Source organism: Mobiluncus curtisii subsp. curtisii ATCC 35241 (assembly GCF_000146285.1).
GTDB classification, from domain to species: domain Bacteria; phylum Actinomycetota; class Actinomycetes; order Actinomycetales; family Actinomycetaceae; genus Mobiluncus; species Mobiluncus curtisii.
The window spans coordinates 1,956,423-1,976,190 of record NZ_GL385912.1 but is presented as its reverse complement, the minus strand read 5'-3'; the positions used below and the strand labels follow the sequence as shown (position 1 = coordinate 1,976,190).

Here is a 19,768-nt window from a genome sequence, read left to right as displayed (position 1 = left end):
AAGGAAAACAATGAGATATAAAACACTAGGGGCACTGGTTGGTGCTATTACGCTGCTCGCTTCGCTAAGTGCCTGTGGAGATGCAAGCAAATCTGAGTCTTCAGCATCAGGGGAAAATAATCAGAGTACCAATTCAGTTTCTTACCCCTTAGAGGTTAATTCATGTGGCAGGAAAGTAACAATTGAAAAAGAGCCCACGAAAGTAATGTCCATCGGGGTAGCTTCTGGAATATTTGCTGCGAAAGTTGCCAAGAAAGGTCAGTTCGTCCTGCGGTCAGGAGAGCTGGGCGAAAAAAATCCGTTAGCAGACGAGTACGGCGCTGAACTGTGGGATGAAGCTAGCCCTTCAACAGAGGGCATTATCGAAAAGGGTGTTGATTTAGTTATCGGTGACTTGTACGGTAAAGCCGATCCCGATAAGCTTGCTGCGGCGGGAATTCAGATGTACATACCGAGCGTATTATGTCAGCACGCCAAAGAAGAAAATCCGGATTTGGTTAAAGGTGATGTTTCACCAGTAAAGCTAACGGATGTTGAAAACGATATTCAGGAACTTGGTAAAATATTAAATAACCCTGATGCGTCAGAAAAAGCAGTTCATGAATTCGACAGCAAGTATAAAGAAGCTAAAAATACCATCAAAGATAGTGGTAAGTCAGCCGCATTCTTGTTCTATTTCTCTGAGCAGTACCCGGTTATGTCTGTAGGCGAAGGTGGTATTGAGGGCGCGATTATGAGGGAATTAGGTTTAAAGAACATTTTCTCTGACCATAAAGAAGCCTACTTGGAAGAAGTTAGTTGGGAGGCTGTTCTGCAGGCTAATCCCGACGTGATAATTATAAAGTACGGCAGAACAGGCTCAACTTTTGAACAGGACAAAGCACGACTTCTCAAAGAGCCAGGGGCTGATACCTTAACTGCAGTCAAGAATGACAATATTATCGGCATTGCGAATCGTGAAACTTGGCCCTCGCCTGAAATCGCTACAGGAATGCTTGAACTAGCCAAGAATATTAATAAAATCAAGTGAACACCTACGATTGCAGGAATATAACCTTCTCGTACCAAGGGACCGTTAGCGGTAAACCGCTGCTTGACGATTTATCGCTAACGGTCCCTACGGGGATTACGCTTGGAATTATCGGACCAAACGGTTCAGGTAAATCGACTCTCATAAAGTGTTTGTATAAGTCGATTATCCCACAGAAAGGTACTATAAATTTTAACGGTACGGATTTAAATCAAATCAGTACCAGACAACTATCGAAGCTCCTTTCAGTGGTGGTACAGTCGGAGACGGCAGCTCTTCCTCTAACCGTTAGAGAATATGTTGAATTAGGGAGAGCTACGTACCACAATGCGTTTGAGGGCTATTCATCTCAAGATGCTGAAATCACCAATTCAAGCATGGAAATGCTGGGTCTTTGCGAATTGGCAGATGTTCCAATAACTAGAGTTTCTGGAGGAGAACATCAACGTGCCAAGTTAGCGAGAGCGCTCTGTCAATCTACCTCGGTTATGCTACTTGACGAGCCGACCAATCATCTGGACATATATTTCCAGCATCAAATTCTAAAAATCGTCAAGAAGCGCAATCTTTCAGCAATAGTAGTTCTGCACGATTTAAACCTAGCTGCGATTTATTGTGAATTAATTGCAGTATTGAATAAAGGCAAAATTGTTGCCCTGGGCAAACCAGAAGATGTACTCATTTCGGAAATCCTTGAAGACGTGTACCGTGTAAAGGTGCAGCGCATAGATACCAAACACGGGGTACAGCTTCTGTTATTACCAATGAACTAATATGCTGTATGAAACTGTTTATGAACTAAAAATCGGATTTCTGTTTAGCGAGTAGTTTTGGTGTTGACTAGGTCTTGCAGGTGTAGTCTCCGAAAGGCGGGCATCGTCTTCGGAGCTACCGACTGCGCCTGTCGTGATTCAACACGCTTGGGTGACTTGTCCGGTCTCTACGTCGTACATAAACCCGCCGACTTCGGCAAACCCCTTAATCAGGGCGTGATTGCGTAGCGTCTCTACGTCATCGCGCAAATGTTGAGCTTGGTTTGGGTCAGCCCCGAACACCAAATCCCCAACGGGTTGACCTGCATGTGCGACTACATCTCGTTGAAATCCTGCCTCGTCAATGGAAGCCATGGTGCAACGGGTATGCTCTAGCACCATAATTCGATCCACATTAAGTTTATGGACTGCGGCGATGGCTCCCGCCAAGGTATTGGGGCTCAAAAATCCGCCGGGAGTGCGCAGAACTTTGGCTTGACCGACGTTGAGCCCGAAAATCTCAAGAGGATCAAGTCGGGAATCCATACAAGTCACAATCAGTAGTCCATGCGCGGGAGCTCCGGGAAGCCCACGGTAGGGAAAATTTTTCGCGAATAGAGCATTAGCTTGCAGCAAATCATCAAACACATTTTTAGCTTAGCGTTTTTGCCGTGAGGTGGATGTCAGTTCGGCTGTAGTTTGCTACTCCAGTCGATAAATACTAGACTTGGAGGGTTGCTTTTGGCTGAGACCTCTCACAAATGTGTCTGTGTCAGCCAGGGGTTTCAATTCCGCCTGTTCGAGGTGGGATTTTTGTGCCCTCGCAACGCAAGATAGGTTCGGCAAGGCTCTATTGAGAACCGGCCAGACGAAGGAGAAAAGATGATTCAGCAGGAGTCGCGACTGAAGGTCGCCGACAACACGGGGGCTAAGGAAATCCTTTGCATTCGTGTAATGGGCGGCTCGAAGCGACGCTACGCCGGCATCGGCGACACCATTGTCGCGACCGTCAAGGATGCTATCCCTGGCGGTAACGTGAAAAAGGGTGAAGTCGTCAAGGCTGTCGTAGTCCGCACTAAAAAGGAAACCCGCCGCAAGGACGGTTCCTACATTCGTTTCGACGAGAACGCCGCTGTCATCCTCAAGAACGATGAGGAGCCGCGCGGCACCCGTATCTTCGGGCCCGTCGGGCGTGAACTTCGTGAAAAGAAGTTCATGCGCATTATTTCACTCGCCCCGGAGGTGATCTGATGGCAGCAAAGTTGAAGGTTGGCGACGAAGTCGTGGTCATTACTGGTCGCGACAAAGGAAAGCACGGCCGGATTCTGCAAATTGACCGGAAACGTGAACGCGTAGTGGTCGAGGGCGTCATGATGATGAAGCACCACAACAAGGCGGGACGGACTCAGCAGGGTCCGACTGGTGGCATCGAGACAAAAGAAGCCTCCATTCACATTTCCAATGTGATGTACTACGAACCCGCGGCTGCCAAAGCCAAGCTCGGCAACACGACCAAGAAGATTGCGGGTACCCGTGTGGGTATGCGTGAAGAGGTCGTAGAGCGCGACGGTAAAGAAAAGACCGTCCGCATTCGCGTGTCCAAAGCTACCGGGAAGGATCTGTAATGGCAGAGGAAAATTACACCCCGCGGCTGAAGACCAAGTACCGCGAAGAAATTAAGGGTCAGCTGCTCAAGGAATTCCAGCACCAGAACGTTAACCAAGTTGGCGGCTTGGAAAAGATTGTCGTGAACATGGGTGTGGGTGCTGCTGCACACGACCACAAGCTCATGGAAGGCGCTATCTCTGACCTGTCAATCATTACCGGTCAGAAGCCCGTGGTTGACAAGGCTCGCAAGTCTATCGCTCAGTTCAAGTTGCGTGAAGGTTCCCCGATTGGGGCACACGTTACACTGCGCGGTGACCGCATGTGGGAGTTCCTCGATCGTTTGCTTTCCACGGCTTTGCCGCGTATCCGCGACTTCCGTGGTTTGAGCTCCAAGCAGTTCGACGGTCACGGAAACTACACTTTCGGCTTGACCGAGCAATCTGTGTTCCATGAGATTGACCAGGACTCCATCGACCATGTACGGGGGATGGACATCACGGTCGTAACCACCGCTGCTACTGATGACGAAGGCCGAGCACTGCTGAAGTACCTCGGTTTCCCGTTCAAGGAGGATTAAGAATGGCAAAGACCGCTTTGAAGAACAAGGCAGCGCGCAAACCCAAGTTTGCGGTGCGTGCCTACACTCGGTGCCAGCGCTGTGGTCGCCCACATTCGGTGTATCGCAAGTTTGGCTTGTGCCGTATCTGCCTGCGTGAGATGGCCCATAATGGCGAGCTCCCCGGCGTTAAGAAGTCTTCCTGGTAAACACATTAAGGGGCAGGTCGATTACGAAACCGCCTCAGAAAGGGCCCAAGCCCAATGACAATGACTGATCCTATAGCAGACATGTTGACACGTCTGCGCAACGCCAGCTCGGCGTACCACGAGTCGGTATCTATGCCGTACTCGAAGATGAAGGCCGCTATCGCGAACATTCTTCAGACTGAGGGTTACATCAAAGACTACGAGGTCGAGGAAGCGCGAGTCGGCAAAACTTTGACGCTCAACTTAAAGTATGGCGCCAAACGTGAACGCGCGATTTCCGGAGTGAAACGCGTCTCTAAGCCCGGTTTGCGGGTGTATGCAAAATCCACCAAACTGCCGAAGGTCCTGGGCGGTCTGGGCGTAGCGATTATTTCGTCCTCGTCCGGTATGCTCACTGACCGCGAGGCAGCCGACAAGGGTGTAGGCGGAGAAGTTATCGCCTACATCTGGTAAAAGGAGGCTGACATGTCGCGTATCGGTAAGATTCCGGTGGAGATTCCCGCCGGTGTGGAAGTAAATATCAATGGACAAGACGTTTCCGTCAAGGGTCCCAAGGGTACCTTGGCTCTGTCCGTGGCGAATCCGATTTCCGTGCAGGTTGACGGTTCGACCGTGGTCGTGACCCGTCCTAATGACGAACGTGAGTCTCGTTCACTGCACGGCTTGACCCGTACCCTCATTGCCAACATGGTAGAGGGTGTCACCAAGGGATACGCCAAGGTTCTGGAGATTCAGGGCACTGGTTACCGTGTCAATCAAAAGGGCGCTGGACTGGAGTTCCAACTCGGATTTTCGCACCCCGTCAATGTGGAACCCCCGGAGGGCATCACGTTCAAGGTCGAAGGTAACCGGGTTACCGTCGAGGGTATCTCGAAGGAACTGGTCGGCGAAGTCGCCTCGAATCTGCGCAAGATTCGTCCCCCGGAGCCTTACAAGGGCAAGGGCGTACGCTATCTTGGTGAAAATGTTCGCCGCAAGGTCGGAAAGGCAGGTAAGTAATCATGGCTTATTCTGTAAAGGGTAAAGGCAAGAGGCTGTCGCGTCTGCGTCGCCACCAGCGGGTTCGTAAAAATATGTTCGGATCTGCGGAAAAGCCGCGTTTGGTCGTAACCCGTTCTAACCGACACATGGTCGCTCAGCTTGTCAATGACTACGAGCACAAGACTATCGTGAGCGCTTCTACGATGGAAGATGCCTTGCGTAGTGCTCAGGACAACAAGGTCGCCAAGGCGACCGAGGTCGGCAAGTTGATTGCACAGCGCGCCAAAGCCGCTGGGATTACTCAGTGTGTGTTTGACCGCGGTGGAAATATGTATCACGGTCGCGTTGCGGCTGTGGCTGAAGGTGCCCGCGAGGGCGGACTGAGTCTGTAAGGGAAGTTGAGAAAATGGCTGAACAAGAACAGCAGATTACAGGCGAGACCGCAGACTCTGCGGACCAGACCACGAACCTTGGCGCTAACGACGCCCAGGACCGTGGCGGTCGCCGCGAGCGCCGCGGAAATCGCCGTGAACGCGATGACCGCCGTGACAATCGTCGTGGCGGCAACGCTGATGACAAATACATCGAACGTGTGGTAACCATCAACCGCGTGTCCAAAGTGGTAAAGGGCGGTCGTAACATGTCCTTCTGCGCTCTGGTCGTGGTTGGCGACGGTGAAGGTACCGTCGGTGTTGGTTACGGTAAGGCAAAGGAAGTTCCGGCAGCGATTGCTAAGGGCGTGGAAGAGGCGAAGAAGTCCATGTTCCATGTTCCGATGATTCGCCACACTATCGTGCACGAGGTTCTCGGTGAGGACGCTGCGGGCGTAGTGTTGCTGAAGCCGGCTTCTCCCGGTACCGGTGTAATCGCTGGTGGTCCGGTGCGTGCGGTTATGGAATGCGCCGGAATTCGTGACGTTTTGTCTAAGTCTCTGGGCTCTGACAATGCGTTGAACATCGTGCGCGGTGCCGTGGCTGCCTTGAAGCAACTCGAGCAGCCCGAAGCTGTCGCGGCTCGTCGTGGTTTGCCGCTGGAGCGTGTTGCTCCTGCCGGTATGCTGCGGGCTCGCGCCGAAGGCGAAGCTCAAGTGCGCGCCGAAGCGGTTAAAGCCGAGGCTGAATTGGCTGCCGAAGGAGTGAGTGCGTAATGGCTAAGAACCTGAAAATCACTCAGGTGAAGTCCACGATTGGTTCCTCGCGAGATCAGCGGGCGACTGTGGCAACCCTGGGATTAAAGAAAATTCGTCAGTCTGTGGTGCGACCCGATAATCCTGCCGTGCGCGGTCAGATTCAAAAGGTGCGCCACCTAGTAAGTGTGGAGGAGGTCGACTGATGAGCGAGAGCGAAAAAGAAGAGACCGCAGCGGAAAAGTCTGCAGCAAAGAAAGCTCCGGCCGCTGCTAAAAAGGCAGCTGCTAGCGATAACGTTCAGGTGACTTACCTGCACCATTTGCGTCCCGCGCCGGGCTCTAATAAAGCCAAGACTCGCGTCGGTCGCGGTGAAGGCTCTAAAGGTAAGACTTCGGGTCGCGGCACCAAAGGTACCAAGGCACGTTACCAAGTGCCTCTGGGCTTTGAAGGTGGTCAGATGCCGATGCATATGCGCTTGCCTAAGCTGCGCGGCTTTAAGAACCCCTTCCATGTCGAGTATCAGGTAGTGAACCTGGATCGCCTGTCTGAAGTATTCCCTGAGGGTGGTGCTTTGACGGTTGATGACCTGGTTGACAAGGGTCTGGTCCGCAAGAATTGCCTGGTTAAAGTGCTGGGAACCGGTGAAGCGACAGCCAAGTTTGACTTGACTGTAGATGCCTGGTCCAGTTCCGCTAAGGCAAAGGTCGAGGCACAAGGCGGGTCTTTGACCGCACGCGTTCGCTAAGGATTACGGCGGGGTACAACATCGTACCCCGCCGTTTCCACCATTTCTCTTGAACCGGTATCATGTTTAGCTAGGAAGTGAGCTGCGCTCACGGACTTGCCGAAATTCTTTGGAGGACATTTGTTTACCGCTTTTATTCAGGCTTTCAAAACGCCTGATCTTCGTAACAAGCTGTTGTTCACCTTCTTTATCATGGCTCTGTTCCGCTGGGGTTCGTTTATTCCCCTGCCGGGTGTTGATTACGCCACGTTAAAGTCGGTCATCTCTGATGTTCAGAACAATGGGTCGCTGCTCGACTTGGTGAACATGTTCTCCGGTGGCGCTTTGTTGCAGCTGTCCGTTTTTGCCTTGGGTATCATGCCTTACATTACGGCGTCGATTATCATCCAGCTGTTGCGCGTAGTCATTCCTCGTTTTGAGGATTTGCACAAGGAAGGTCAGACCGGTCAAGCAAAGCTGACCCAGTACACGCGGTACTTGACTATCGCACTGGGCGTGCTGCAATCGACATCCATCATCACCGCTGCTCGCACCGGCACGCTGTTTGGGCGAGCTTCAAATCAAAAGATTATCCCCTCGGATTCCGCCTGGATTTTCATCCTCCAAATTTTAGTGATGACGGCGGCTACCGGCTTGATTATGTGGATGGGTGAGCTGATTACCGAAAAAGGTGTCGGCAATGGTATGTCGATTCTGATTTTCACCTCTATCATCGCTAACTTGCCGCGAAAGCTGTTCGCCATCGCTGGTGGTAATGGCGGTATTCAAAAGTTCTTGGCAATCGTTACTCTGATTCTGTTGGTGACGCTGGCTGTGGTTTATGTGGAACAGGCAATGCGTCGCATCCCGGTACAGTATGCCAAGCGCATGGTGGGGCGCCGGATGTACGGCGGCACCACCACTTACATTCCGCTGAAGATTAACATGTCTGGCGTTATCCCGGTCATCTTTGCGTCCTCGATTCTGTCCCTGCCAATGATGCTGGCACAGTTCGGTGACCAAAATGCCAAATGGATTCAGTGGATTAGCATGAACTTCCGTTCCAGCTCCTGGTTCTACCTGGTTATTTATGGCTTGCTGACGTTTGCGTTCGCGTTCTTTTATACTTCGATTACTTTCAACCCTGAGGAAGTCGCGGACAACATGAAGAAGTACGGCGGTTTCGTACCCGGTTTGCGCGCAGGTCGTCCTACGGCTGATTACCTGCACTATGTGATGACTCGTATCACTACGGCAGGTGCAGTCTACTTGACTATTGTGGCTCTGGTCCCGCAGATTGCGATGGTTGCCATGAACGTGCCCCAATTGCCCTTCGGTGGTACTACAATTCTGATTATTGTCGGCGTTGGTCTACAAACGGTGAAAGACATTAACGCCCAACTTCATCAGCATCACTACGAAGGATTCATGGCATGACGACAAATTTGGTGATTATGGGCCCTCCCGGCGCGGGTAAAGGGACCCACGCCAAAGAGATTGCGACACATTTTCATATCCCCTGGATTTCTACCGGCGATATTTTCCGTAAGCATAAGGCGGAAAAGACCGAGCTGGGCAAACTTATTGAGTCTTATATTGACAAAGGTGAGTTTGTCCCCGATTCGGTTACAGACCGGATTGTCTGTGAGCGTATCAGCCAGTCTGATGCTACAGCCGGATTTCTGCTCGATGGCTATCCTCGTTCCATTCCCCAGGCGAAAGTCCTCAAGGCTGTCCTGGCTGAAGCTAATGAGCAGGTAGATGCGGCGATTTATCTGGATGTTAGCGCTGCCGAGGTAAAACAACGTTTGCTGAAGCGTGCTGAAATTGAGGGTCGTACTGATGACACACCCGAGGTCATCGACCACCGTCTCGAGGTGTTTTTCGAAGCTACACAGCCCCTGCTGGACTTTTATGAGCAGGAAGGCGTGCTGCGCAAGGTCGATGGGGAAGGCACCATTGCTGAGATTGCCCAACGCTTGCTCACCGTGATGGAAGAAATCGAAAGGAACTAGCTCGGTGTCAGTCCAAGACCGGCGCATTGAGATTAAGTCCACTAATCAAATCCTCAAAATGCGTCGCGCCGGAATGGTGGTAGTCGCGATTCACCAGGCTCTGCGCGAGGCTTGTGAGCCAGGTATCACTACCGGGGAGCTGGATCAGATTAGCGCTGCCGTCATCAAGCGCATGGGAGCGAAGTCGAACTTTTTGGGTTACGGTGGCTTTCCCGCTACCGTGTGTATCTCGATTAACGAAGAGGTAGTTCACGGGATTCCGGGGAATCGGGTGCTGCAATTTGGCGACTTGGTGAGTTTTGACTGCGGTGCTTACATCACAGATGACGCTTCGCGCCAATGGCACGGAGATGCTGCCTTTTCGATGATTTGTGGCGGTGAAACGCATGCTCGCCCCGATGATTTGCAGCTGCTTTCCACGACCGAACGTGCGTTGTGGTCAGCCATAGCCGCCTTGGCGAACGCGAAATATCTGGGTGAGATTGGCGATGCCGTTGAGAAAGTTGTGGCAGAAGATACGCTCCGTTACGGCTGGGAGCCAGGCATTGTGGAGGAGTACGTGGGACACGGTATCGGCACCGCCATGCACCAGGCTCCCGATGTGTTGAACTATTCCACACGCTCTCGGGGACCAAAGATTAAACCCGGTATGGTGTTGGCTATCGAGCCTATGTTGACCCGAGGAGGTTCTGTCACCAAGGAACTGTCCGATGGCTGGACGGCGGTCACCGTCGACGGGTCTAGGGCTGCTCACTTTGAACATACGGTGGCAGTTTTACCCGGTGGGGTGTGGGTTTTGACGGCTCCAGATGGAGGACGAGCCGGACTGGCTCCCTTTGGGCTTTCTCCGCGAGCGATAGCACCTCGAGGTTGAAGTTTTCCCAAGTTTTGCTAGGTAAGCCTCTAATTCCCGTGATTTTGAGCGAAAATCCGCTTTTATTGGTAAGTTTTGTCGTTAGATTTAGGTTTCACTGGGGGTGCCTAATATAGAATAATTAGAGCTGTGCCGTCCGGCACCGTGAATGGCAAGGAGAATACAACGTGGCTGAAAGCAGCAACCCCGCAATCCCCTCTCGTTTCAACATGGGAGTTCAGAGGTTTTCCCGGTTTGTGCCCGAAGATGATGGGTATCGTCCCCCGACGTTGACGGCTCAAGGTCGTGAGGACGTGGAGCGCTTGCGGGCGAAAGTACGCAAACATAATCCCGGCTACATCTATACGAACGGGGTTTCTTTGCCGTCCCAGCTGCCTAGCGTGCCGGAATTGTTGGACGAACTCGCCAGCCACGTGCGTTCTGCCCGCAGCGACCATGGAATTCCAAATACGCCCTTGCCCGAGGTTGAAACCTCCGAACTTGCCAAGGCAGGTTTTGACTGGAAGGCTATCGCGGATTGCGCTATCGAGGCTCTCGAAACGGGTTCACGCCGACCGCTGCCACTGGCTAACGATCCGTCCGCAGCAGAGATTCCCGGTCTGAATATCATTGCGGCAGCGCGGGCAGCGTCCCCTACAACTCCAGCTTCGCAGCCACCTGCTGAGCCCGAATCGGAGACTTTACCCACAGAAACTTCTGCCAGCGAATCTGACCAGCAGTCTAGCGAGGCACCCGAACCGGAATCATCCACAACTCCGACAGATACTCCAGCAGACGTGACCGAACCTTCGATTCCCGAAGACGAGACACCGGTAGCGCCTGCCCAGCAGACAACGGTGGCTGAGACCCCGATGCCAGAAGAATCCGTACCTTCGCCCGAAGAATCGGTGGCTGGCGTGGAACCTGCCCCGGAAACGGCTCAGCCTACGCTTGACCACGAGTCGCCCGTTACCGAGGTCCCGGTCGTCGAACAGGCTGCACCCAGCTCTGTTCCAGAGCCTGCAGAAGTTGCCGTCAGCGACGCTGAAGCGGTTGAGGTAACTGAGGAATCGCCTGCACAGAACCCCGATGTACAGAGTCCCGAGGATGCTGTGGAACATCCGTCCGCGGAACTTACCGAGGAACAGCCTGTTGAGGTGGCGCCCGAGGAGCTTCCCGTTGCAGAAACAGAAACTGAAATCGCGGACGAGACTCTCTCCGCAGAGCTTTCTGCCGCAGAAGACCTGGTCAGTGAACGTGTCTACGACGATAACGTGCTCGAAGCGGAAGGAAATGACGATGAACGCTTCGTAGGTGACGTGGAAGGTGAGATGGCACATTGGGTCGTCAATCCTGAAGAACCTGAAGAAGTCTCGATGGCAGCGGAGGAACCAGCCACAACGACAGATGAAACCGTGACTGCTGATGAAGTTGTGGCGACAGAAGAGCTATCCGAAACCGACCTTGTGACCAATTCTGAGCAAACCGCAGCGTCCCCAGATTCGCAAGTTGCTGAGGAACTACCTCCCGCCGCACTGCTGGAGGAAACGGAAATTAATGAGCCACTGTTGGAGACAGAACTGACTCAGCAGAATGCCGTCTCCACCGCGCCTGTGGCGGAAGAGGAACTTGAGGTTGCCGAAGAACCTCCCGCTGCAGAGGCAGAACAGCCTGCTGCCGCGGAAACTGATTCCACCGTGGAGCCCTCCGAGGAACTCTCTGCGGGACTTCCCGAGGGACTTCCAGAAGAACTTTCCGAGACGGCGGCTCCAATCACCGAGACGGAAGATGCCTTTGTTGAGACTGACGTTGACTTGGGGGATTTAGATTTTGGTGATTTGGATGATTTAGCCTCCGAGATTGAGCCGGTTGACATGCAGACTATGCCAGAATCCGGTCATCCCGAACAGGTTGAGGAATCTGTTGCTGATGGGCTGGCGGATACCGCTGAATCAGAGGAAGAACTCCCAACTGATCAGCTTGAAGATACCGAAGCCTCCGCAGAAACGGCTTTGCCTGGCAGCGAGGCCATTGGGATGGAGGAGCCTGCGGCAGACTTTGCCTCAGATCCAGAGTTGGTAGACCAGGATGAAATTGACCTGGGGGATTTTGCTGATACAGACTCCGAAGTTCCGACAGAGCTGTCCGTTGCTTCCTCAGATGAGCTGACTGAGAGCGATGTCGCTGAGGGATATGCAGAAACTGCGGTTGACGCTGCGAACCAGCCTTACTGGGGGGAAAACGCCGAGGAAATGCTGACCCAAGTCGATCAAACCGAGCCGGTTTATTCCGAAGAACAGGTACCTTTCGATATTCCTCAGGTGCAGGGCGACATTCCCGAAGCGATGCAAGAGGGATACCCCGAATGGGACCCTGCCGCTGACGCTGAAGAAATGCCCGGAGCCGATGAAGAATTGTTTGCGGCAGAGTACGAAGCGGGAGAATACGAGACACAGCCCGTCAAACAAGGGTTCTTTTCGAGACTTTTTTCCAAGAAGTCAAAGAACGCCGGTTGAAGGACCATACGCAGAAGCTAATAACAGGTAAAATACCAGTACGCTCAGGGAGGTGAGCCCAGTATATGACCATGCAGTCTAACCGCATTGTTTCGCTGCTAAACAAGCAGTCGCAGCACCCTCTGCGCAATGCAATTATTTTCATGATTGGCTGGGTCATCCTCATCTTGGTGGGCGTGGTCTTTATCGTGACCACAGTGATTCCGCGGACTCAAGGTTATGTCGCCACCGTGGTTCCCGACGACTCTATGAGTCCGACGTTATCCCGGTCAGATTTGCTGCTGTTCCAAAAGATACGCCAGGAGGGCGCGCAAAAGCTCAACCCCAATGACATCATCGCTTACCAGCCCACCGAAGCGGTGAAATATAAGATTGCGCGAATCAGCGAAGTCATGGGGACCGGTAAAGACATGCAGTTTGGGGTGAAGTTTGATAATCCTCAGGCGGAATCTAGTGATGGAACTGTGACACTGGATATGGTGCGGGGGACGTTGCGTTACAAGGTGCCATTCTGCGGTACCGTAACCCCGTTGCTTCCACCTCCGGCGGTTTCATACATGCTGATTTTTGTCGCCCAGTTGCTGCTGATTTATGCCGGATGGCAAATCGGTACGTCTATGATTAATGCCCGCGACCCGCAGCGTCAGGCACGCGCAGCGCGACTGCGGACTGCCGCCCTAGCCGGGAACTTGGAGACCACACGCCAGCGGTTGCGCCGACAAGGTCTTAAGTAGTCTGCTCCAGAGGCGTCCACGGTTTCTCCGCGCGCGGCAATGTCCTGCCGTTACGGAGAGACTTTCAAATTTGGTGTTCTTTGAATAAAAGGTTTAGAATCAACTTTTGGACTGTCTGATGGCAGGAATACCTGTCTGAGGATAGAGTCTGATGATCCAAAAGACATTTTGCGGAGGATTGGTTAGCCCTATGGGGAAAAAAGACGGAGTCATCGAGGTTGAAGGTACGGTAGTTGAGGCCTTGCCCAACGCGATGTTCCGGGTGCAACTGGCCAACGAACACGTGGTTTTGGCGCATATTTCAGGAAAAATGCGCCAGCATTACATCCGTATCCTGCCTGAGGATCGCGTGGTAGTCGAGTTGAGTCCTTACGACCTCACTCGAGGCCGTATCGTGTATCGCTACAAGTAAAATGGCCTAACTCGGAGGAAAAAATGAAGGTTAACCCCAGCGTTAAGCCCATCTGTGATAAGTGCAAGGTAATTCGCCGGCACGGTCGCGTGATGGTGATTTGCGAAAACCCGCGTCACAAGCAGCGTCAGGGCTAAGTCCCGACGCGTTGCTCTCGACGCATGACCCGATTTGGGTCAAGCACCCGCCAGCGGCTGGTCGTGTACCTGTTGTTTCAGGTGTAACGAGCGCCGTAACCCTCGGTATCAGGGGCCGAGGCTACGCTGCTGAAAGCGTGGAAGGTCGGGTGACGGCCTCTGACAAGAATACAGGAGAAATACATGGCACGCCTGGTAGGTGTGGATTTGCCGCGCGAGAAGCGCATGGAAATCGCTTTAACATATATTTACGGGATTGGACGTACCCGTGCGACGGAAACCTTGGCAGCGACCGGTGTGAGTCCGGATACGCGAGTCAAGGATCTTACCGAAGACGAATTGATTGCCCTGCGCGATTTCATTCAGGCCAACTACAAGGTCGAGGGTGATTTGCGTCGTGAAGTTGCTGCCGACATTCGCCGCAAGATTGAAATCAACTGCTATCAGGGGCGTCGTCACCGCGCGGGCTTGCCGGTTCACGGTCAGCGCACCAAGACTAATGCGCGTTCCCGCAAGGGACCCAAGCGCACCGTTGCTGGTAAGAAGAAAGCGAAGTAAGGGGGATAAATCATGGCAGGTAAGTCTCAAGCCACTAAGTCGCGCCGTAAGGAACGTCGGAACGTTACCGAGGGCAACGCTTATATCAAGTCCACGTTCAACAACACCATCGTGTCTATTACAGATCCGTCCGGTGCCGTTCTCGCTTGGTCGTCTTCCGGTCAGGTCGGTTTCAAGGGTTCGCGTAAGTCGACGCCGTTCGCAGCCCAGCTGGCTGCCGAAGCCGCGGCTCGTCGCGCGCAGGAATTCGGTCTGAAGAAGGTGGACGTGTTTGTTAAGGGTCCGGGTTCCGGTCGCGAAACTGCGATTCGTACCCTGACTGCTACCGGTCTGGAAGTTGGTTCCATCCAGGATGTAACTCCGCAGGCTCACAACGGCTGCCGCCCTCCGAAGCGTCGCCGCGTCTGATTGCGCTTGTGTCCGACCCGGTTGAGCCGTTGGCGGTCCTCACCAGGAACGTACGACGGCTGACCGGGATTCGGCAAATAAACTTTCAACCCAAAATACTCAAATCCCCTCGCCAAGGATTTGGAGCCTGAACCGGTGTGGTGGCGGATGCCGGAAAGGAAATCAACAGTGCTTATTCAAGCGCAACCGAAGCTGACTGAAGAAGTTATTAATGACCAGCGCTCTCGTTTCACGATTGAGCCCTTGGAACCAGGTTTCGGGTACACTCTGGGTAATTCCCTGCGTCGCACCCTGCTGTCCTCGATTCCTGGCTCGGCAGTGACCTCCATCAAGATTGAGGGAGCTCTGCATGAATTCACGACCCTGCCGGGCGTGAAAGAGGACGTGACCCAGATTGTTTTGAACATCAAGGAAATCGTCTTGTCTTCGGATAACGATGAGCCCGTGGTGATGTACCTGCGCAAGACTGGGGAAGGCGAGGTCACCGTGGGTGACATTATGCCTCCCGCGGGCGTGGTGATTCACAACCCGGAGCATCACATTGCCACTTTGAACAAAGACGGCAAGTTGGAAATCGAGCTGACAGTGGAACGCGGTCGCGGATACGTCTCTGCGTCTCAGAACAAAGACCCAGAAGCGGAGATTTCTCGCATTCCAGTGGACTCTATCTATTCCCCGGTGCTGAAAGTTTCCTACCGAGTGGAGGCCACTCGTGTGGAACAGCGTACCGACTTCGATCGTTTGGTTGTTGACGTGGAAACCAAGAAAGCCATCCTGCCACGTGACGCGATGGCTTCCGCGGGTAAGACCCTCGTAGAGCTGTTCGGGCTGGCTCGTGACTTGAACCACGATGCCGAAGGTATCGAATTGGGACCGTCCGGTAACGACGCAGCTCTCGCTGAAGATTTGGCTATGTCGGTGGAGGACCTGGATCTGACCTCCCGCGCGTTGAACTGCCTGACTCGTGAAGGCATCAATACCGTAGGGGACCTGGTGGCTCGTTCTCAGGCAGACTTGCTGGATATTCGCAACTTTGGTCAAAAATCCATTGACGAGATCAAGGAAAAACTGGCTGGAATGGGAATGTCTTTGAAAGACACCCCGATGCCTGCTGTCGAAGGCGCAGACATTCCCCAGTTCAGTGATGAAAACTAACTTTTGAGACACGATATAAGGAGAATTAAGAATCATGCCTAAGCCCACGAAAGGCCCCCGTTTGGGTGGCAGCCCGTCTCATGAGCGGATTATGCTCGCGAACCTGGCTTGCGCCCTGTTTGAGAATGAATCTGTAACCACCACCGAAGCACGCGCTAAGCGCCTGCAGCCGCTGGCTGAGAAGCTCATCACCAAGGCTCGCCGCGGTGATTTGCACGCTCGTCGCCAGGTGCTGGCCAAGCTGCGTAACAAGGCTGTAGTCGCCAAGTTGTTCGAGGAAATCGCTCCCGCCATCGATAAAGAGCGCGAAGGTGGCTGCACTCGCATCGTAAAGATGGGATATCGCAAGGGCGACAATGCACCTCTGGCGGAAATCTCTCTGGTGCTTGAAGGCGTCGAAAAGAAGAAGAAGGCTAAGCCGGCTGCGCCGAAGAAGGACGCTGCCAAGCCGGAGGTAACTGAGGCGGAATCCGATACGAAGGAAGCCGCTGCGGACGCGCCCGCAGCTCCTGCCGAGGAACCGGCAGAAGCCAAGACTGAGGAAACTCCGGAAGAAAAGGCTGAGTAAGCCAACTCAAATTTCTGGGAGGGTCGGGTTCATTTGAACCCGACCCTCCGGTTTTTTGAGCGCTGCACCATAAATTCGCCACTGCACCAGCAGGACGGATATTATTTCCAGCAGCCCGAGTATGGATGCGGTGCGTCCGCAGGAAACCGTCACCCGGTCAGTGCAGAGGGGCTCAGGAGGGGAGTAATGCGCATACGCCTGGATATTCGCTATGACGGGACGCCGTTTCACGGGTGGGCCGCCCAACCCGGATTACCTACGGTGCAAGGCGCTTTGGAGTCTGCTTTGACAGTGATTTACCGTCAAACAGTTGAGCTTACGGTGGCGGGACGTACCGATGCTGGGGTTCACGCTAGCGGACAAGTTGCTCATTTCACCGTGCCCGAGGTGGGGGACCGCATCGTTTCCCCCGACACTTTAGCGCCTCGGCTGGGGGCGGTATTACGAGCGGTGCTGAGTGGGAATCTGGCTAGCCCGCTCCCTGATTCACCTGCCGCCTACCCTCCGAACGCCATAGATGCCCTGGTGGTCACCGCAGCCACGGTGGTACCCGAGACCTTCGACGCGAGGTTTTCCGCTCTGGCGCGCCATTATGTGTACCGTATCGTGGATGATTTGGCAGCGCGTAACCCGTTATCCCGTAACTGCTGTTGGTGGTATCCCACCCAGTTGGACGCAGCTGCCATGAACACAAGCGCCGCGGTGCTGTTGGGGGAACACGACTTCGCTGCCTTTTGTAAACCCCGCGAGGGCGCCACCACAATTCGAACCCTGCAACAGCTAGAAACCCTGCGCACGGCACCGGGAATGATGGAGATCCGGGTGCGTGCCGATGCCTTTTGCCACTCTATGGTGCGTTCCTTGGTCGGTGCGCTGACTGAAGTGGGGCGCGCTAAACGTGACACAGCCTGGCTGGCAGACGCGCTTGCCGCCAAGGCACGTATCCCAGAGATTCCCGTTGCCCCTGCCTTGGGACTGACACTGACTCAGGTTGACTATCCACAAACCGAGACGGAACTGCTGACTCGCCAACAAACCACGAGAGCCCGGCGAGACTGCGGGTGCCCAGAACGCCGTTGAACAGCCCTTTCCCCAGCGCAGGATATAACGGTTGCTACTGGTTCACTCCGCTGCTGTAGCGCTATGCTGCTGGCTCATTTCAGCCTGCTTGATTGCCAGAGCATTCGTATTTTCTGAACCCCGAAACACCACAAACTTCCACCAGGCGAACTCACCAACAAAGTTCAGCAACAAACTTATGCCCTTCAACAGCCAGTCTGCCCAACCCAAATCAGAGAGAACCTGTCCACCCCAGGACGTTAGGGGGATAAAGAACACATAGAACAAGGCGACCTTGAGCATTGCGATTGGAACGTTATTTGCTGACTTGAACGTGAAGTGGCGGTTTACCGTGAAGTTATAGATTACCGACAGAGCGATAGAAACCGATTGAGACACCCAGAACGGGAACCATCCCGTCAGAGAGTTAATCCACGCCATCAGGGCAAAGCTGGCGACCTCAACGCCGGCGGCGGTGATGGACAGCAAGGTAAACTTGATAGCTTGAATCAGGGCGGCTTTGCCCTTGGAAGCCTGACCGACAACTACCGCGTCGGGGTTGGGCGAGCCAAGAGCCGGGGCTGAATCGTCAGCACGAGAGGGGTTGGCTTCCGAAAGGGTCGCGGGGGAATTACTGGGCTGTTCCGGTTGCGGCTCCGGCGAGGTGGGAGAATCCGTCTGTGTCATGGTGGTAACCCTTCGTTATTGCGGTCGGTTGTGATTGTTGAGCAGATTGAAGGCTTTGCGGTTAGCTCGGTACAAACCTTTGAATACTTCGTATTGGCGGTCATAGACAGCGCGATTTTCCCGGTTAGGCACGTACCGGTGCTGAACTTTCACGAGTCTCTGAGTGGCATGAACCAGGTTGTCGACTTTTTTTGCCCCTACCAGGGCGACCAGGGCAGCACCGACCGACCCCACGTTTTGCGGGTCCTGTACCGTCTCTACCGCTCGCCCCAGCACATCAGCCAGAATTTGGGAAGTGACCGGCGAGAGGGCTCCGCCACCGACGAAACGGACCGTGTCGGAGGTGTGAATTTTTTTACCTTCAGTTTCTAAAAACCAGCGCAGATGGAAACACACGCCTTCGATGACGGAACGCAGCATTTCGGTCTTGCCGGTCTCCAGGGAGATGTTGAAAAACATGGCACGGGCATTCGCGTCCTCAAATGGGCAGCGGTTTCCGTGTAGCCACGGGGCGAAAATCACCCCGCCGCTGCCCGCGGGGGACCTCTCGATGACCTCCGAGAGGTACTCGTAAAGGGAGGTGTATTTTGTCTCCATGTCCGCAGCTTGATCCCTATGAGACAGATAGACATTTATCTCATCTTCTGCCAAATGCTTGCGGACCCATTCGAAGCATTTTCCAGCCGTTTCCAATTCGGCGAAATAGTTGTACTTGCCAGGATCGGCACCATCGACGGTGGCAATCATGGAGTTGACATCCACCACGCGCTTAGCGGTGACGGTAGAAACCCATCCCGAGGTTCCCCAGTAAATATGGGTGTCACTGACCGCGCAAGCTCCAGCACCTACCCCAATGAGTGACGCATCCCCACCGCCAGCATAAACCGTAGCAGTTTGCGGCAGCCCGAGCTCTTGTGCAACTTCCGGAAGTAACGTCCCGACCGCGGTCGCAGACGTGACGATAGGCGCCAAATGTCGCGGATTCACCCCGAAAGATTGAGCTAACCGCGATGCCCACGCGGGACGGCTGGCGCGCACGTCTAAGAGTAACGTGGCAAACGCCGAGTCTACGGACATGACGAAACGCCCCGTCAGACGGGCAATGAGGTATTCCTTGACGTCAAGCCACTTGTGGACTTTGGCATAAATCTCCGGTTCGTTGTCACGTACCCACAGGTACTTCCACATTGGGTCCTTGACGGAAGCGGAAACCGCGGAGGTCCGGTACAGGCTGGTCAATAACTTTTTCGCGTTCATTCCCGCAATTTTCACGCCGGTTTCCAGCCCGCGGCGCTTTTGCTCGGCAGCGCGCTGGTCCATGTAGCTCATTGCCGGACGCAGGTGGTGCCCCGATTCATCTACCAGGACCAAAGCCTGCATCTGGGAGCAAAAACTGATAGCTTGCACTGCTGACATTTCTCGCGGATTTTCCCGCGTGAGCTCACGAGTGGTCTCTACGATGGCGTCCCACCACTGGTCCGGGTCTTGCTCCGCGCCTCCATTAGGGAAAATTGTCAGGTCATAGGTGCCCAACCGAGAATTCGCCAGATTTAGCTCTGACCCCGCACGATACAGACAAGTCTTTACTCCTGACGTTCCGACATCGTAAGCAAGTATTAACATACTAAATTCTTTCGTTCAAGAGTTGTAAGATTGGGGGCAATGATTTCGGCTCGG

General features: G+C 53.8%; 27 protein-coding genes. 24 read left to right on the top strand and 3 right to left on the bottom strand.

Going from position 1 to position 19,768, the window contains the following annotated elements; translation table 11 throughout:
- The first annotated feature begins 10 nt into the window (after positions 1-10).
- On the top strand, positions 11-1,030 hold the full coding sequence (locus tag HMPREF0574_RS08485; protein ID WP_236585932.1) for an ABC transporter substrate-binding protein: 1,020 nt from the start codon (positions 11-13) through the stop codon (positions 1,028-1,030).
- Positions 1,027-1,803 (top strand): ABC transporter ATP-binding protein, encoded by a 777-nt coding sequence (locus tag HMPREF0574_RS08480; RefSeq protein ID WP_004008334.1) that lies wholly within the window; start codon positions 1,027-1,029, stop codon positions 1,801-1,803. The genes HMPREF0574_RS08485 and HMPREF0574_RS08480 overlap by 4 nt, the downstream gene beginning before the upstream one ends.
- Positions 1,804-1,941: 138 nt before the next feature.
- Here HMPREF0574_RS08480 and HMPREF0574_RS08475 read toward each other — a convergent pair whose 3' ends face one another.
- Positions 1,942-2,430, bottom strand: a complete 489-nt coding sequence (locus HMPREF0574_RS08475) for a beta-class carbonic anhydrase (RefSeq protein ID WP_004008333.1) — start codon at positions 2,428-2,430, stop codon at positions 1,942-1,944.
- A gap of 234 nt (positions 2,431-2,664) precedes the next feature.
- Between HMPREF0574_RS08475 and rplN the strand changes: the two genes are divergently transcribed.
- From rplN to truA, 22 genes are all read left to right on the top strand, one after another.
- Positions 2,665-3,033 (top strand): 50S ribosomal protein L14, encoded by a 369-nt coding sequence (rplN, locus tag HMPREF0574_RS08470; RefSeq protein ID WP_004008332.1) that lies wholly within the window; start codon positions 2,665-2,667, stop codon positions 3,031-3,033.
- The gene (gene rplX / locus HMPREF0574_RS08465; RefSeq protein ID WP_004008331.1) at positions 3,033-3,407 is read left to right on the top strand and encodes a 50S ribosomal protein L24; all 375 of its coding nucleotides are present in this window, start codon (positions 3,033-3,035) and stop codon (positions 3,405-3,407) included. The genes rplN and rplX overlap by 1 nt, the downstream gene beginning before the upstream one ends.
- Positions 3,407-3,967: a 50S ribosomal protein L5 gene (gene rplE, locus HMPREF0574_RS08460; protein WP_004008330.1), complete on the top strand. Its 561-nt coding sequence runs from the start codon at positions 3,407-3,409 to the stop codon at positions 3,965-3,967. Before rplX ends, rplE begins: the two co-directional genes overlap by 1 nt.
- 2 nt (positions 3,968-3,969) lie before the next feature.
- Positions 3,970-4,155 (top strand): type Z 30S ribosomal protein S14, encoded by a 186-nt coding sequence (locus tag HMPREF0574_RS08455; RefSeq protein ID WP_004008329.1) that lies wholly within the window; start codon positions 3,970-3,972, stop codon positions 4,153-4,155.
- 54 nt (positions 4,156-4,209) lie between these two features.
- The gene (gene rpsH, locus HMPREF0574_RS08450; protein WP_004008328.1) at positions 4,210-4,608 is read left to right on the top strand and encodes a 30S ribosomal protein S8; all 399 of its coding nucleotides are present in this window, start codon (positions 4,210-4,212) and stop codon (positions 4,606-4,608) included.
- Between the two features lie 12 nt (positions 4,609-4,620).
- A complete protein-coding gene (gene rplF / locus HMPREF0574_RS08445) occupies positions 4,621-5,154 on the top strand; it encodes a 50S ribosomal protein L6 (RefSeq protein WP_004008327.1) in 534 nt (177 codons plus the stop codon).
- Positions 5,155-5,156: 2 nt separating this feature from the next.
- A complete protein-coding gene (gene rplR, locus HMPREF0574_RS08440) occupies positions 5,157-5,528 on the top strand; it encodes a 50S ribosomal protein L18 (protein ID WP_004008326.1) in 372 nt (123 codons plus the stop codon).
- 14 nt (positions 5,529-5,542) lie between these two features.
- The gene (gene rpsE, locus HMPREF0574_RS08435) at positions 5,543-6,283 is read left to right on the top strand and encodes a 30S ribosomal protein S5 (protein ID WP_004008325.1); all 741 of its coding nucleotides are present in this window, start codon (positions 5,543-5,545) and stop codon (positions 6,281-6,283) included.
- The gene (gene rpmD / locus HMPREF0574_RS08430; RefSeq protein WP_004008324.1) at positions 6,283-6,468 is read left to right on the top strand and encodes a 50S ribosomal protein L30; all 186 of its coding nucleotides are present in this window, start codon (positions 6,283-6,285) and stop codon (positions 6,466-6,468) included. Before rpsE ends, rpmD begins: the two co-directional genes overlap by 1 nt.
- Positions 6,468-7,010, top strand: coding sequence for a 50S ribosomal protein L15 (gene rplO / locus HMPREF0574_RS08425; RefSeq protein ID WP_004008323.1), 543 nt, complete (start codon positions 6,468-6,470; stop codon positions 7,008-7,010). The genes rpmD and rplO overlap by 1 nt, the downstream gene beginning before the upstream one ends.
- Positions 7,011-7,130: 120 nt before the next feature.
- On the top strand, positions 7,131-8,426 hold the full coding sequence (secY, locus tag HMPREF0574_RS08420; RefSeq protein ID WP_004008322.1) for a preprotein translocase subunit SecY: 1,296 nt from the start codon (positions 7,131-7,133) through the stop codon (positions 8,424-8,426).
- The gene (locus HMPREF0574_RS08415; RefSeq protein WP_004008321.1) at positions 8,423-9,004 is read left to right on the top strand and encodes an adenylate kinase; all 582 of its coding nucleotides are present in this window, start codon (positions 8,423-8,425) and stop codon (positions 9,002-9,004) included. Before secY ends, HMPREF0574_RS08415 begins: the two co-directional genes overlap by 4 nt.
- Before the next feature lie 4 nt (positions 9,005-9,008).
- A complete protein-coding gene (gene map, locus HMPREF0574_RS08410; protein ID WP_004008320.1) occupies positions 9,009-9,878 on the top strand; it encodes a type I methionyl aminopeptidase in 870 nt (289 codons plus the stop codon).
- A 167-nt stretch (positions 9,879-10,045) separates the two neighbouring features.
- A complete protein-coding gene (locus HMPREF0574_RS08405; protein WP_236585931.1) occupies positions 10,046-12,373 on the top strand; it encodes a hypothetical protein in 2,328 nt (775 codons plus the stop codon).
- A 71-nt stretch (positions 12,374-12,444) separates the two neighbouring features.
- Positions 12,445-13,107, top strand: coding sequence for a S26 family signal peptidase (locus HMPREF0574_RS08400; protein ID WP_236585930.1), 663 nt, complete (start codon positions 12,445-12,447; stop codon positions 13,105-13,107).
- A 190-nt stretch (positions 13,108-13,297) separates the two neighbouring features.
- A complete protein-coding gene (gene infA, locus HMPREF0574_RS08395; RefSeq protein WP_036324108.1) occupies positions 13,298-13,519 on the top strand; it encodes a translation initiation factor IF-1 in 222 nt (73 codons plus the stop codon).
- 23 nt (positions 13,520-13,542) lie between these two features.
- On the top strand, positions 13,543-13,656 hold the full coding sequence (rpmJ, locus tag HMPREF0574_RS08390) for a 50S ribosomal protein L36 (RefSeq protein WP_004008316.1): 114 nt from the start codon (positions 13,543-13,545) through the stop codon (positions 13,654-13,656).
- A gap of 183 nt (positions 13,657-13,839) precedes the next feature.
- Positions 13,840-14,214, top strand: a complete 375-nt coding sequence (gene rpsM / locus HMPREF0574_RS08385) for a 30S ribosomal protein S13 (RefSeq protein WP_004008315.1) — start codon at positions 13,840-13,842, stop codon at positions 14,212-14,214.
- 12 nt (positions 14,215-14,226) lie between these two features.
- The gene (gene rpsK / locus HMPREF0574_RS08380; protein WP_004008314.1) at positions 14,227-14,622 is read left to right on the top strand and encodes a 30S ribosomal protein S11; all 396 of its coding nucleotides are present in this window, start codon (positions 14,227-14,229) and stop codon (positions 14,620-14,622) included.
- A gap of 168 nt (positions 14,623-14,790) precedes the next feature.
- Entirely contained in the window at positions 14,791-15,777 is a 987-nt protein-coding gene (locus tag HMPREF0574_RS08375; RefSeq protein WP_036324112.1) for a DNA-directed RNA polymerase subunit alpha, read from the top strand.
- Positions 15,778-15,811: 34 nt separating this feature from the next.
- Positions 15,812-16,345, top strand: coding sequence for a 50S ribosomal protein L17 (rplQ, locus tag HMPREF0574_RS08370; protein WP_004008311.1), 534 nt, complete (start codon positions 15,812-15,814; stop codon positions 16,343-16,345).
- 186 nt (positions 16,346-16,531) lie between these two features.
- On the top strand, positions 16,532-17,425 hold the full coding sequence (gene truA / locus HMPREF0574_RS08365; RefSeq protein ID WP_004008309.1) for a tRNA pseudouridine(38-40) synthase TruA: 894 nt from the start codon (positions 16,532-16,534) through the stop codon (positions 17,423-17,425).
- Between the two features lie 42 nt (positions 17,426-17,467).
- On the opposite strand, the gene HMPREF0574_RS08360 is transcribed toward truA, so the two are convergent.
- On the bottom strand, positions 17,468-18,091 hold the full coding sequence (locus HMPREF0574_RS08360) for a GtrA family protein (RefSeq protein WP_004008308.1): 624 nt from the start codon (positions 18,089-18,091) through the stop codon (positions 17,468-17,470).
- Between the two features lie 15 nt (positions 18,092-18,106).
- Entirely contained in the window at positions 18,107-19,714 is a 1,608-nt protein-coding gene (locus HMPREF0574_RS08355) for a xylulokinase (protein WP_004008307.1), read from the bottom strand.
- Positions 19,715-19,768 lie beyond the last annotated feature (54 nt).